General features: G+C 70.2%; 10 protein-coding genes and 1 pseudogene. 7 read left to right on the top strand and 4 right to left on the bottom strand.

Annotated features, from left to right (window positions below):
* Window positions 1-31 precede the first annotated feature (31 nt).
* Genes ABFX55_RS41895 through ABFX55_RS41880 form a run of 4 tightly spaced genes read left to right on the top strand, consistent with a single transcriptional unit; the run spans window position 32 to window position 4930 of the window.
* Entirely contained in the window at window positions 32-784 is a 753-nt protein-coding gene (locus ABFX55_RS41895) for a 3-hydroxybutyrate dehydrogenase (protein WP_183655346.1), read from the top strand.
* Window positions 769-2610 carry a helix-turn-helix domain-containing protein gene (locus ABFX55_RS41890; RefSeq protein ID WP_346129028.1) on the top strand — a complete coding sequence of 614 codons (1842 nt, stop codon included), beginning with the start codon at window positions 769-771 and terminating at the stop codon, window positions 2608-2610. Before ABFX55_RS41895 ends, ABFX55_RS41890 begins: the two co-directional genes overlap by 16 nt.
* Before the next feature lie 53 nt (window positions 2611-2663).
* Window positions 2664-3935: an MFS transporter gene (locus ABFX55_RS41885; protein WP_346129027.1), complete on the top strand. Its 1272-nt coding sequence runs from the start codon at window positions 2664-2666 to the stop codon at window positions 3933-3935.
* Entirely contained in the window at window positions 3932-4930 is a 999-nt protein-coding gene (locus tag ABFX55_RS41880; RefSeq protein ID WP_346129025.1) for an alpha/beta fold hydrolase, read from the top strand. The genes ABFX55_RS41885 and ABFX55_RS41880 overlap by 4 nt, the downstream gene beginning before the upstream one ends.
* Here ABFX55_RS41880 and ABFX55_RS41875 read toward each other — a convergent pair.
* Both ABFX55_RS41875 and ABFX55_RS41870 read right to left on the bottom strand, forming a co-directional pair.
* Window positions 4915-6903, bottom strand: coding sequence for a glycosyltransferase family 2 protein (locus ABFX55_RS41875; RefSeq protein ID WP_346129023.1), 1989 nt, complete (start codon window positions 6901-6903; stop codon window positions 4915-4917). The two genes, ABFX55_RS41880 and ABFX55_RS41875, sit on opposite strands and share 16 nt — an antisense overlap.
* Before the next feature lie 61 nt (window positions 6904-6964).
* On the bottom strand, window positions 6965-7606 hold the full coding sequence (locus tag ABFX55_RS41870) for an aggregation-promoting factor C-terminal-like domain-containing protein (RefSeq protein WP_346129021.1): 642 nt from the start codon (window positions 7604-7606) through the stop codon (window positions 6965-6967).
* 333 nt (window positions 7607-7939) lie between these two features.
* Between ABFX55_RS41870 and ABFX55_RS41865 the strand changes: the two genes are divergently transcribed.
* From ABFX55_RS41865 to ABFX55_RS41855, 3 genes are read left to right on the top strand one after another with little or no spacing between them, the layout of a single operon-like run.
* On the top strand, window positions 7940-8614 hold the full coding sequence (locus tag ABFX55_RS41865) for a response regulator (protein ID WP_346129020.1): 675 nt from the start codon (window positions 7940-7942) through the stop codon (window positions 8612-8614).
* Complete coding sequence (locus tag ABFX55_RS41860) at window positions 8611-10032, top strand: ATP-binding protein (RefSeq protein WP_346129019.1); 1422 nt, start codon at window positions 8611-8613, stop codon at window positions 10030-10032. Before ABFX55_RS41865 ends, ABFX55_RS41860 begins: the two co-directional genes overlap by 4 nt.
* Window positions 10029-10562, top strand: a complete 534-nt coding sequence (locus ABFX55_RS41855) for a hypothetical protein (protein WP_346129017.1) — start codon at window positions 10029-10031, stop codon at window positions 10560-10562. Before ABFX55_RS41860 ends, ABFX55_RS41855 begins: the two co-directional genes overlap by 4 nt.
* Window positions 10563-10568: 6 nt before the next feature.
* Here ABFX55_RS41855 and phoH2 read toward each other — a convergent pair.
* Window positions 10569-11883 (bottom strand): annotated as a pseudogene (gene phoH2, locus ABFX55_RS41850) (RNA 5'-3' helicase PhoH2).
* A gap of 234 nt (window positions 11884-12117) precedes the next feature.
* Window positions 12118-12885 carry an isoprenyl transferase gene (locus ABFX55_RS41845; RefSeq protein ID WP_183655321.1) on the bottom strand — a complete coding sequence of 256 codons (768 nt, stop codon included), beginning with the start codon at window positions 12883-12885 and terminating at the stop codon, window positions 12118-12120.
* Window positions 12886-13039 lie beyond the last annotated feature (154 nt).

Here is a 13039-nt window from a genome sequence, read left to right as displayed (position 1 = left end):
CGTGCGAGGAGAAGCGGCTAGGGTCCGAGACATGACGGAGGAGCTGGCCGGGCGGACCGCCCTGGTGACGGGGGCGGGAAGCGGGATCGGCAGGGCGTGCGCCGTCAGGCTGGCCTCGGCGGGCGCCAGGGTGCTGGTCGTCGACAGGTCGGGTGAGGCCGCCGAGCGCGTGGCGAAGGAGACGGGAGGGGTCGCGGTCACCGCCGACCTCTCGCGCGAAGGCTTCCTCGGCGAGCTGCCCCACGAGCCTGTCGACATCCTGGTGAACAACGCGGGCTTCCAGCACGTCGCGCCGATCGAGGAGTTCCCTCCCGAGGTCTTCGCCACGATGCTCAAGGTCATGCTGGAGGCGCCCTTCCTGCTGGCCAGGCACCTGCTGCCGGGGATGTACGCCAGGGGCTGGGGCCGCGTGGTCAACATCTCCTCCGTCCACGGGCTCAGGGCCTCGCCGTACAAGTCGGCCTATGTCACGGCCAAGCACGGCCTGGAGGGGCTGTCGAAGGTGATCGCGCTCGAAGGCGCCGCCAAGGGCGTGACCTCCACGTGCGTGAACCCCGGCTACGTGCGCACCGAGCTGGTCGAGAGGCAGATCGCCGCCCAGGCCGTCTCGCACGGCATCCCCGAGAGCGAGGTCGTCGAGCAGGTCATGCTCCAGCCTGCGGCGCTCAAGCGGCTGATCGAGCCAGAGGAGGTGGCCGAGCTGGTCGCCTACCTGTGCGGGCCCAACGGCTCCTTCATCACCGGCGTCTCCCTTCCCGTGGACGGTGGATGGACGGCTCGCTAGCCTTCCTCGACCTGCTGGCCAGAGAGGCCTCGGCGGTCGAGTTCGAGGGCCCGATACTCAAGGCCAGGGCCGAGGGCGCCAGTCCTCAGGTGCTCGAGGAGCTCGAAGAGGCCAAGCTGAGGGCGCTCAAGGTCCGCGCGCTGCTGCGGCGCAGGGCCAGGCGCGAGGCCGAGCTGAGCGCGCTCTACGACACCGCGGGCGACCTGGCGGGGCTGCGCGACCTCGACGCCGTGCTCGAGGCCATCGTCCACAGGGCGAGGCAGCTGCTGGGCACCGACACGGCCTACATGACGCTTCACGACCCCGACAGGGGCGACACCTACATGCGGGTCACCGACGGCTCGATCTCGGCCGCCTTCCGCGTGCTCAGACTGGCGATGGGCGCGGGCCTCGGCGGCCTGGTGGCGCAGACGGCGACGCCGTACTCCACCGCCGACTACTTCGCCGACGCCCGCTTCAGGCACACCGCCGAGATCGACCACGCGGTCAAGGAGGAGGGCCTGGTCGCCATCCTCGGCGTGCCGCTGCGCCTGGGCCGCAGGGTGATCGGCGTGCTCATGGCCGCCAACCGCAGCGCCAGGCCGTTCGCGCAGGAGGAGGTCTCGCTGCTGGCCAGCCTCGCCGCCCACGCGGCGGTCGCGATCGACAACGCGAGGCTGCTGCAGGAGACGCGCAACGCCCTCGACGAGCTCTCCCACGCGCACAGGATCGCCAGGGAGCACAGCGACGCCGTGGAGCGGGCCGCGCTGGCCCACGACAGGATGACGGGGCTGGTGCTGCGCGGCGGCGGCATCGAGGACGTGGCGGCGGTGGTCACCGAGGTGCTCGGCGGCACGCTCGCCGTCCTCGACGAGACGGGACGGCCGCTGGTCGGCGAGGTGGAGGACGGCGTCCTCGAGCAGGCGGTGCCCGGCCGTACGGTCAGGAGGGGCAACCTCATGATCAGCGCCAGCGCGCCGCTGTGCACGCTGGTCCTGAGGAGCGACGACGCCGACGAGCGCATCCTGGAGCGGGCGGCGCTGGTCTGCGCGCTGTTGCTGCTGTTCCGCAGAAGCGTCGCGGAGGCGGAGGGCAGGGTGCGCGGCGAGCTGCTCGACGACCTCATCTCCCGCGCCGCAGAGGACCCGCGCGGTCTCACCGACCGCGCCCGCAGGCTCGGCGTCGACCTGTCGGCGCCGCACGTGCTGGTCGTGGCCAGACACGAGGGCCAGCGCGAGCGGGCCGCGTTCTGGGCCTCCTCCCACGCGGCGATCTCCAGGGGCCTGGCGGCCGCGCGCGGCCAGGAGGTGGTGCTCCTGGTGCCGGGCGGCGACCCCGGCGCCGCCGCCCAGCGGGTCGCCAGCGAGCTGAGCGCATCCCTGGGCTCGGCCGCGACCGCCGGAGCCTCAGGACCCATCACCGAGCCCACGCACGTCCCGAGAGCTCACAGGGAGGCGCTGCGCTGCGCCGAGTCGCTCATGGCCCTCGGCAGGGCGGGCGACGGCGCCAGCGCGGCCGAGCTGGGCTTCGTCGGCCTGCTGATCGGCGAGGGCCGCGACGTCGGCGCCTTCGTCTCGGCCGCGCTCGGCCCGGTCATCGACTACGACGAGCGCAGGGGCACCGCGCTGCTGAGCACGCTCGCCGCCTACTTCGCCCAGGGCGGCTCGCCCTCGCGCACCGCCGAGGTCATGCACATCCACGTCAACACCGTCACGCAGCGCCTCGACAGGGTCGGAAGGTTGCTCGGCGACGGCTGGCAGGAGCCCGAGCGCGCGCTGGAGATCCAGCTCGCCCTCCGTCTTCGCCACATATCCACGGCAGGGACTGTGGGGCCGACGCCCATATAAGTGACGCCGGTCACTCTTTACCGTGGGCGAAACCCCCCAGAAAAGGCGAAGCTATGAGCATCAAAAAGATCGTGGCCGCGAGCCTGATCGGCACCACCATCGAGTGGTACGACTTCTTCCTGTACGGCTCGGCGGCGGCGCTCGTCTTCAACGTCCTGTTCTTCCCCGACTCCGACCCGCTGACCGGCACGCTCCTCGCGTTCCTCACCTACGCCGTCGGCTTCGTGGCCCGCCCGCTCGGCGGCCTGGTCTTCGGCCACTTCGGCGACCGCCTCGGCCGCAAGACGCTGCTGGTCATCAGCCTGCTCATGATGGGCGTGGCGACCTTCCTCATCGGCTGCCTGCCCACGCACGCGGCCATCGGCGGCGCGGCTCCGCTGCTGCTGACCGCGCTCCGCCTGGTGCAGGGCTTCGCGCTGGGCGGCGAGTGGGGCGGCGCGGTGCTCATCGTCTCCGAGCACGGCGACGCGGGCAGGCGCGGCTTCTGGGCCTCATGGCCGCAGGCCGGCGCCCCCGGCGGCAACCTGCTGGCCACCGGCGTGCTCGCGCTGCTGGCCGCCTTCCAGTCCGACGAGGCGTTCCTGTCGTGGGGCTGGCGCGTGCCGTTCCTGCTGTCGGGCGTGCTCGTGATGGTCGGCCTGTGGATCAGGCTCTCCATCAGCGAGTCGCCGGTCTTCCAGCAGGCTCCCCCGCTGGAGGACAAGACGCCGATCGCGGGCGTGATCAGGCACCACTGGCGCGACGTGCTGGTCGCGATCGGCGCCCGCATGGCCGAGAACATCTCCTTCTACCTGATCACCGTCTTCGTCATCACCTACGGCACGACCGTCGTGAAGCTGGACAAGGCGACCATCCTGAACGCCGTCCTTATCGCCTCGGCGATCCACTTCATCACGATCCCGCTGTGGGGCGCGCTGTCCGACCGGGTCGGCCGTCGCCCCGTCTACCTGGCGGGCGCAGCGGGCATCGGAGTGTGGATCTTCGCCTTCTTCCCGCTGATCAACACCGGCGGCTTCCTGGCCATCACCCTGGCCATCACCGTCGGCCTGCTCTTCCACGGCATGATGTACGGCCCGCAGGCCGCCTTCTTCTCCGAGCTGTTCGGCACGCGGATGCGCTACACGGGCGTGTCGATCGGCGCCCAGCTGTCGGCGATCGTGGCCGGAGCGCTCGCGCCCGTCATCGCCGTCAGGCTCCTGCAGCAGTTCGGCAGCTGGGTCCCGATCGCCGTCTACCTGGCGGTCGCCGCCGTGCTGACCCTGGTGGCGGTCTATGCCGCCCGCGAGACCCAGGGCCGCGACCTCGCGGAGAAGATCAAGGTATGAAGGTCGCCACCTCGCGACTGACGCAGAACGTGCTGGAGGGGCCGAGCGCCGAGGGCGAGCCCGTGCTGTTCGTCCACGGCAACGTCTCCTCCGCCGCGTTCTGGCGCGACACGCTCGCCGCCATGCCCGAGGGCTACCGCGCGCTCGCGGCCGACCTGCGCGGCTTCGGCGACAGCGACCCCGCCCCCGTGGACGCCACCCGCGGCCTTCGTGACTTCTCCGACGACCTGACCGAGCTCGTCGAGGCCATGGAGCTCGGCCCCGTCCACCTGGTCGGCTGGAGCATGGGCGGCGGCGTCGTGATGCAGCTCCTGCGCGACCGTCCCGCCCTGGTCCGCTCGCTCACGCTGGTCAACCCTGTCTCCCCGTACGGCTACAGCGGCACAGAGGGCCCCGACGGCCTCCTCACCCACGCCGACGGCACCGGAGCGGGCGCGGGCGCCGCCAACCCCGACTTCGTGGCCAGGCTGGCGAAGGGCGACATGTCGGACGAGGCGCCCACCTCGCCGCGCACCGTCTTCCGCACCTCGTACGTCGCGGGGCCCGTCGCCGACGAGGACTTCTACGTCGCCTCGATGCTGACCACCAGGGTCGGCGAGGACAACTACCCCGGCGACGCCGTCACCTCCGAGGCGTGGCCCGGCGTCAGACCAGGCGCCAGGGGCGTGCTCAACGCCCTCGCCCCGACCCACTTCCGCCTGGACGACCTGCACAGCGTCGAGCCCCGCCCGCCGATCCTGTGGATCAGGGGCGCCGACGACGTGATCGTCTCCGACGCCTCGCCGTTCGACCTGGCCCAGCTCGGACTGCTCGGCGTCGTGCCTGGCTCGCCCGGCACCCCCGCCCAGCCCATGGTCACTCAGACCAGGGCGGCGCTGGAGCGCTACGGCGACTACCGCGAGGTCGTGCTCGCCGTGTGCGGGCACAGCCCGCATCTCGAACACCCCGAGGAGTTCCGCAGGCTGCTGGTCGAGCACCTTCAGTCGCGCAGGTAGCGGTGCGTGCCCGCACGTACCAGCCGGACGGCGTACCGGGCTCCTGGCACGCGCCGGGCCAGCCTGCGCAGCGCCGTGTCGCGGCCCAGCGGGTTGTACTCGGGGTCGACCGCGGTGGCGGGCCTGACCTCGACCCTGCCTCGGCGCATCTCCAGGGCGAAGCGCAGGCCGGTCTCCCTGTCCTCCTCGCGCAGCGAGGTCAGCCAGGCGCCCGGCCCCACGTGCTCCGGGCCTGGCATGAACCGCTTGACGGGCACCTTGGCGACCAGCTGCCCTGCCGCCTTGCCCGGCAGTCCCGGCTCGACCAGGGCGGGCACGCTGACCTCGCGCGCCTTGCGTGAGGTGTCGCGCAGCACCAGCTCCATGGCGGGACCTCCGCTCGGCGGCACGTACGGCACCGGCACCACCACGAAGACGTGTCCTTCGCGCTTGGTGACGGTCGCGGCGGACGAGACGAGGGCGATCGACTCCGAGAAGCTCCTGGGCTCGATGCACAGCCCCAGCTCGCCCGAGTCGCTCCAGCACGGCACGACCAGACGCCTTCTCGGGCGCTCGGCCAGCACACCCAGACAGGTGAGGGGGCCGTCGGACCTGCTGATCCTGGAGGAGGCCCGATGCGCTCCGCCGTACATCCTGACGTGGATCTCCCACTGTCCGGAGGGCAGCGGCTCGCCGACGGCCCCGGTGGCGACGTCGACGCGCGCCCTGCCGTGGACCTGGACGCGCACCCTGCCTCGCTCGTGGATGCGCACGGCCTCGCTGGTCACGGGGACGAAGTAGACGTCTCCTGTGTCCTGGTGCCTGAGGTAGACGTCGATGCGGGCGCGCGCGACCGCGTCCGTGACGTCGGTGACCTCGTCGGGCAGCAGGGTGTGGTCGACCGAGCCAGGAGGCCGCCAGTGGAGCCTGTCGCCGTCCTCGCGGAAGCGGGCGGGCTCGCCCGCGTGCGTGTAGATCTCCACCGCCAGGCCGAGCTCCAGCACACCGCCCACCCAGCTCACCTCGCTCAGGTCGGTCCTGAGGACGCTGCGGCGCGAGTCGGCGCCGAAGCTGATGAGCTGGTCCAGCCGGCCCGCCCTGAGCAGGACGGCCATCGCGCGCAGATGGACGGGCAGGTAGCGGTCGAGCCGCTCGGGGAAGCGCTCCTGCGTCAGTGTCCTGAAGGTGGTGAAGAACAGCCCTCTGTCCACCGAGGACCTGGCGAACCTGGTGCTCCTGAACAGGCGTAGCACGGTCGAGCGGAACCAATGGGCGTACATCTTGTCGCGCTGGCGGCCGGCCTCCGTGCCCGCGTCGATGACGTCGAGCAGCGCGCGCAGTTCGGCGGCCACCACCAAGGGATCGTCGTCAGGCCTCTCCTCCGGCTCCCCCATGTGGCAGCAGACCTCGTCGGCCAGCACCGTGACCACCTTGGCGGCCAGGTAGGCGCGTACCGAGAAGGTCTGCTCGGCCACCTTCCCGCCGGGGACGGCGAAGCCGATCATGTGCTCCTCGAGAAAGGCCTTCCTGCAGAGCTTGTGCGGGGTGAGCAGCGTGAGCAGCTTGTCGCGCAACACGTCGGCGCGCGCCCTGTTGACCTCGAAGGCCGCGATCGGCCGGCCACCGTCGCGCACGAGCCTGCCGATCAGCACGTCGGAGTCGCATTCCACGGCCCGCTCGTACATGAGCTTCAGGGCCCCGCGCTCGAGCCTGTCGCGCTGGTCGAGCAGGTAGACGTAGTCGCCCGTGGCGCTGGCGACGCCCACGTTGCGACCGCGCATCACCGAGCCGGTATGGGGCAGGTGCAGGACCCGGACATTGGGCCTGGCCGAGGCGACCGTGTCGAGCCGTTCCGCGATCCCGTCCGTGGAGCCGTCGTCCACGAAGATCACTTCATAGTCGTCCGGTGGCAGCGTCTGTTCCAGGACGGAACGGATGCAGGCGTCGGCGGTGTTGCCGGGATTGTGAACATTCACGATCACACTGACCTTCACACGGCCAAGCGTGAGCCGCCATCCCCTCGACCGCGAGTGGACTTGCCCATCGCAGAGGGTGTCAGTACCAGCCCCTTGCCATGGAATGGCTCCACGCACCACAGGGCGTGCCATAACGGCCCTTGATGTAACCCAATCCCCACTTGATCTGGGTGGCCGCGTTGGTCTGCCAGTCGGCGCCGGCGCTGGCCATCTTGCTGCCCGGCAGCGACTGCGGGATGCCGTAGGCGCCTGAGTAGCGGTTCATGGCCCGCTCGTTCCAGCCGCTCTCCTTGTGCCAGAGCTTCTCCAGGCAGCCCCACTGGTCGTCGCCGAAGCCGAACCCGCCGAGCATGCCCTTGGCCAGCGCCTTGTTGCTGCCCGGCGAGGGGGTGCTGCCAGGGGGGAAGTTGGCGGCCGGAATGCCGTCGCCGCCGGGGCCCTGGGCGACGACCTTGATGGGGTTGAGCTTCGGCTTGTTCTTGCGGCTGTCGGCCAGCTGGTCCTTGCGCATGGCGTCGACGGCCGCGGCCTTGAGGACGTCGGCACCCGGGTCCTCGGCGAAGGGATCGCCGCCGAACAGGCCGCTCATCTCCTCCATCGTGAGGCCGGGCTTGGGCGGGGCCGTCGCGTTCTGGTACGCGGTGTAGGCCACGAAGCCGCCGCCGCCGAAGACGACCACGATGGCGAGGCCGGCGATCAGGACGCGCTTCGGGGTCAGCACGGAGGAACGGGCCGACCGGCGCCGACCATGGGGCACCTCGGGCGCGGGGCGCTCACTCAACTGCGGACCTGGGCTCACGACCTATGAGCTTGCCCTGTCTTAGGGGGTGGTTGGCAACCGAAACGTGGCATTAAGTTGGCGTTCCCTTGACCAACCAGGCGTTTTCAAATTGTGTGATTTTGGTCACACGCGATAGGGGTCCGCCCCTCGTGCCCCCGTCCCGAAGGGTGGACCTTCCCCAGGCTGTCGAAGGTTCTTTGTGGTCTTGTGCGCGAGATGTCACAGTTTCATGACACGGAACGGATTTTCCCAGGTTGGAAGAATAATGTGCCCGTGGCAGGAATCCTCCTGGTCGAAGACGACCCCTCCGTGCGGACGGCACTCGAGCTGGCACTGACCCGCCAGGGGCACTCCGTCACCTCCTACGCGACCGGCGAGGAGGCTCTCGACCACGTGAGGTCGCGACGGCCCGAGATCGCCATCCTCGACGTCATGCTGCCGGGCATCGACGGGGTCGAGGTGTGCAGGCGCATCCGCAGGCTCGACCAGCTGCCCGTCATCCTGCTCACCGCCAGGGGCGACGACCTCGACGTGGTCGTCGGACTCGAGGCGGGCGCCGACGACTACGTCGTCAAGCCGGTCGAGCCCAGGGTGCTCGACGCGCGCATCAGGGCGATCCTGCGCAGGGCGGAGTCGGCCACCTCCGACCGCATCTCCTTCGGCGACCTGGTCATCGACAGGGGCGCGCTCAAGGTGAGCCTGGCGGGCAAGGAGATCCACCTCACCCCCACCGAGCTGCGGCTGCTGCTGGAGCTGGTCCGCCACCCCGGGCAGGTGCTCAACCGGCGCTACCTGCTGCGTGTGGTCTGGGACCACACCCACGTGGCCGACTCCCGCCTCGTCGACGCCTGTGTGCAGCGGGTGCGGGCCAAGATCGAACCCCTGCCGGCCGAACCGGTGTTCATCCACACCGTGCGCGGCTTCGGCTACCGGTTCAGCCCACCGTGATCGCTTTCCTCACCGGCCTGCGCGGCCGGCTGGTCATCACCTTCACCGTCGTCGCCGTGACGGCCTCCGCGCTGGTCGCGGGCATCGGCTTCGAGCTGGCCAAGGGCGCGCTGATCGAGAGGACGACGAAGACCGCGGTCGACGACCTCACCAAGGACCTCGAGCGCATCGACTTCGCCGTCGGCGAGCTGCGCCCAGGCGAGGTGCCGCCGAGCAGCGAGGAGCTCACCAACCTCGCCAACGCGCTCGCGGGGCCCGACCGGCACACCCTGCTGGAGTACCAGGACCAGTACTACCGCGACGACGAGGGACTCTTCGGCGGCGGCGACGTCACGGGTGAGCTGCGGGGACAGGCCCGCAGCAGGCTGGCGAGCCAGCGCAGGATGATCGACGGCGAGCTGTGGCTCGTCCTCGGCACGCAGGTCTACCGCGCGGGCACCGACGACGTCGCCCAGCCGACCGGGCTGCTGGTCTTCGAGTTCGTCTCGCTCAGCGAGGAGGAGCGCACGCTGGCCAACCTCAGGGAGGCCTTCGCCCAGGCGGGCGGCATCACGCTGCTGATCGCGCTGACGGTCGCCCTGGTGTCGGCCAGGCACGTGCTGCTCCCTGTGGGCAGGCTCAGCGCCGCGGCGCAGGCGCTCGGAAGAGGCAGGCTCGACACGCGCCTGCCCGTGCGCGGCAAGGACGAGCTGGCCGAGCTGACCGCCCACTTCAACGACGCCGCGGCCGCCCTGGAGCTCAGCGTGTCGGAGCTGCGCGCGCTGGAGGCGATGTCGCGCAGGTTCGTCGCCGACGTCTCGCACGAGCTGCGCACGCCGCTGACCGCGATGACCGCCGTGGCCGACATGCTCTCCGAGGAGGCCGAGCGGCTGCCTGAGCAACCCGCCAAGGCCGTACGGCTGGTGCTGTCGGAGGTGGGCAGGCTCAGGGAGCTGGTCGAGCACCTGATCGAGGTGAGCAGGTTCGACGCGGGCACCGCGACGCTGGCGCTGGAGTCCGTCGACGTGGCCGACGCCATCTGCGACAGCCTCGAGGTGCGCGGCTGGAGCGACGACGTCAGGGTCCAGACGCCCGCGGGCGTGGTCGCCAACCTTGATCCGCGCAGGTTCGACGTCATCGTGGCCAACCTGGTCGGCAACGCGCTCAAGCACGGCGGCCAGCCGGTCCTGATCACCGCCCGGAGTACGCCCAACGGACTGGAGGTGAAGGTGCGAGACCACGGCGAGGGCATCCCGCCCGAGGCGCTGCCGCACGTCTTCGACCGCTTCTTCAAGGTGGGCACGGGGCGGGTCAGGAGCCAGGGCAGCGGCCTCGGGCTCTCGATCGCGCGGGCCAACGCCCAACTGCACGGCGGCACGATCTCGGTCCGCCCCCAGCAGCCTGGCACCCTGTTCACGGTCTGGCTGCCGCACACATGAGACGGGCGCTCCCTCTACTGACCTGCCTGGCGTTGCTCACCGGCTGCGGCATCAGCCCGACAGCCGTCTCCTCGCTCGGCTCGCCGCCCGTGATCAGCACCGAGCCCATCTTCTCCCAGGTCTACCTGATCAAGAAGGGACGGCTGGTGCAGCAGCGCGTCAGGGTCCCTGGCAAGACCGCCGAAGACCTCATGCGCACGCTCATGGACCTGGCCAGCCACCCTGTGGAGTCGGGCCAGGACACCGACCTGTACGGCATGCGCTACCAGGACGCCGAGGCCGAGCCCGTCGGCAGGCAGCAGCGCCTGGACCCCTCCGAGACCAGGAGCCTCGTCCTCTACGTCACCCTGCAGGGCGAGCGGGAGCTCAGCCGCGTGGCGCTGGCCCAGATCGTCTGCACCGCGCGGCTGCGCACCGACATCTCCAAGGTGCAGGTCAACATCGCCAGGACCGTCGCACCCTCGACGACGAGCGGCAGGCGCACCTGCAAGGAGTTCCACGATCTGGCTCCCGCAGGCGCGCCCTCCTAGCGGCCGCTACATCGTGATGTCCTCCAGCATCTCGGTCACCAGCGCGGCGATCGGCGAGCGCTCGGACCTGGTCAGCGTGACGTGGGCGAACAGCGGGTGCCCCTTGAGCTTCTCCACCACCGCGACCACGCCGTCGTGCCTGCCGAGCCCTGAGGTTGTCGCGCTGGGCGATGTCGTGGGTGAGCACGACCCTGGAGTTGGCCCCGATGCGGCTCAGCACCGTCAGCAGCACCCCGCGCTCCAGCGACTGCGCCTCGTCCACGATCACGAAGGCGTCGTGCAGCGAGCGGCCGCGGATGTGGGTGAGCGGCAGGACCTCCAGCATGCCCCTGTCGAGGACCTCCTCGATCACCTCGGGCGTGGTGACCGCGCCCAGGGTGTCGTAGACGGCCTGCGCCCACGGGCCCATCTTCTCGCCCTCACTGCCGGGCAGGTAGCCGAGCTCCTGGCCGCCGACCGCGTAGAGCGGGCGGAAGACCACCACCTTGCGGTGCTGGCGGCGCTCCAGGACGGCCTCCAGGCCCGCGCAGAGCGCCAGCGCGGACTTGCCGGTGCCCGCCCTGCCGCCGAGGGAGACGATGCCCACCTCGGGGTCCATGAGGAGGTCGAGGGCGATGCGCTGTTCGGCGGAGCGGCCGTGCAGGCCGAACGCCTCCCTGTCGCCTCTGACCAGCCGTACGGACTTGTCCGGCAGCACCCTGCCGAGCGCCGAGCCCCTGCTCGACAGCAGCCGCAGGCCGGTGTGGGTGGGCAGCTCTCGCGCCTCCTCCAGGTCGGCGGTCCCCTTGTCGAAGAGCGTCTCGACGTCCTCGGTGGTGACCTGGATCTCCGCCATGCCGGTCCAGCCCGACTCCACGACCAGTTCGGCGCGGTACTCCTCCGCCGACAGGCCGATCGAGGCCGCCTTGACCCGCATGGGCAGATCCTTGGATACCAGCACCACGTCCTTGCCCTCGGCGGCCAGTGTGCGCGCCACGGTGAGGATGCGGGTGTCGTTGTCGCCCAGCCTGAACCCGACCGGCAGGATCGAGGGGTCGCTGTGGTTCAGCTCGACCCTGATCGTGCCCTCGCCCGTGGGCATCGGCTCGTCGAGCCTGCCGTACTTGACGCGCAGGTCGTCGAGGTAGCGCAGCGCCTTGCGTGCGAAGTAGCCGAGCTCGGGATGGTGCCGCTTGGCCTCCAACTCCGTGATCACGACGATCGGAAGGACGATCTCATGCTCGGCGAAGCGGGTCATCGCCGCCGGGTCGGCGAGCAGGACCGAGGTGTCCAGCACGTAGATGCGCTTGGTGTTGGGCTTGTTGCTCGAGGACACTGCCACACGTTCTCCCCCGGGCGCCCGGTGGAGCGGGCACCCTGCAGACGAGGCGGGAATTCGGACCGGACCCGCACCCCCGAAGGGCGCCGGGGTCCGGCCCCCCTCGGCAGATCTATGCGCAAAGGCGGGCCCTCTCCGGAGCGACCGGCCCGTGGCCGGCCACTTCCAACGTTAGGTCCTGAATACCCGCCCCCGAAGAGGCCAAGCGTGTGTTCACGCGCTGTTCGTGAACTCGTCTCAGGAACCGTAACGCCGGTGTCTCGCGGCGTAGTCGCGCAGCGCCCGCAGGAAGTCGACTCTGCGGAAGTCAGGCCAGTAGGCCTCGCAGAAGTAGAACTCGGAGTGGGCGCTCTGCCAGAGCATGAATCCTGACAGCCGTTGCTCACCGGAGGTCCTGATGAGCAGGTCGGGATCGGGCTGGCCGCGAGTGTAGAGATGCTCCGCGATGTGCTCCACATCGAGAACCTCGACCAGGTCCTCGATGCTCGCCCCCTTGCTGGCGTGCTCCTGAAGGAGTGAGCGCACCGCATCGGCAATCTCACGTCTTCCTCCATACCCAACCGCAACGTTCACAATCAGCCCTGGACGGTGTGATGTGACTTCTTTTGCGTTTTTCAGGACATTCGCCGTCCTGTCCGGCAGAAGGTCGAGCGCGCCGACCGGGCTGATGCGCCAGCCCTCGGCCACGAGTTCCTGTGTGACGTCCTCGATGATCTTCAGAAGCTGCTCGAGCTCCTCCTTCGGCCTGTTGAGGTTGTCGCTGGAGAGCATCCAGACGGTGACGACCTCCACGCCCGCCTCGCGGCACCACGTGAGCAGCTCGGAAATCTTGTCGGCGCCTTTGCGGTGCCCCTTGCTGACGTCGCGCATGCCCATCGCGCGCGCCCAACGGCGGTTGCCGTCGATGATGACCCCGACGTGCCGGGGGAAGTTGTCGCTGTCGGCTGACAGCTTGGCCTCCAAGCGGCGCTCGTAGAGCCGGTAGACCAGATCGCGCAGGCCCACGGAGTCCCTCCCCAGCGGTGCTGTGCCTTTGTGGTCGTCTCACGACCTAACAGGCAATTATCACCGCCTTTGGAGGCTGCCCGCCCCCTCAATCGGATTACGGCCGAGCTCCACGGGCTTCAGAGCCCCTTCCGCCTCCTCTACCAGGGACTCC

Origin of the sequence: Nonomuraea roseola, assembly GCF_039535395.1 — a bacterium.
GTDB lineage: Bacteria > Actinomycetota > Actinomycetes > Streptosporangiales > Streptosporangiaceae > Nonomuraea > Nonomuraea roseola.
The sequence above is the reverse complement of the archived record's forward strand: the minus strand, read 5'-3'. Positions and strand labels throughout refer to the sequence as shown.

Excerpts from the sequence above, each read along its gene's own strand:
- ABFX55_RS41855 (WP_346129017.1), top strand. The coding sequence starts at position 10,029 with ATGAGACGGGCGCTCCCTCTACTGACCTGCCTGGCGTTGCTCACCGGC.
- ABFX55_RS41895 (WP_183655346.1), top strand. The coding sequence starts at position 32 with ATGACGGAGGAGCTGGCCGGGCGGACCGCCCTGGTGACGGGGGCGGGA.
- ABFX55_RS41885 (WP_346129027.1), top strand. The coding sequence starts at position 2,664 with ATGAGCATCAAAAAGATCGTGGCCGCGAGCCTGATCGGCACCACCATC.
- ABFX55_RS41880 (WP_346129025.1), top strand. The coding sequence starts at position 3,932 with ATGAAGGTCGCCACCTCGCGACTGACGCAGAACGTGCTGGAGGGGCCG.
- ABFX55_RS41890 (WP_346129028.1), top strand. The coding sequence starts at position 769 with ATGGACGGCTCGCTAGCCTTCCTCGACCTGCTGGCCAGAGAGGCCTCG.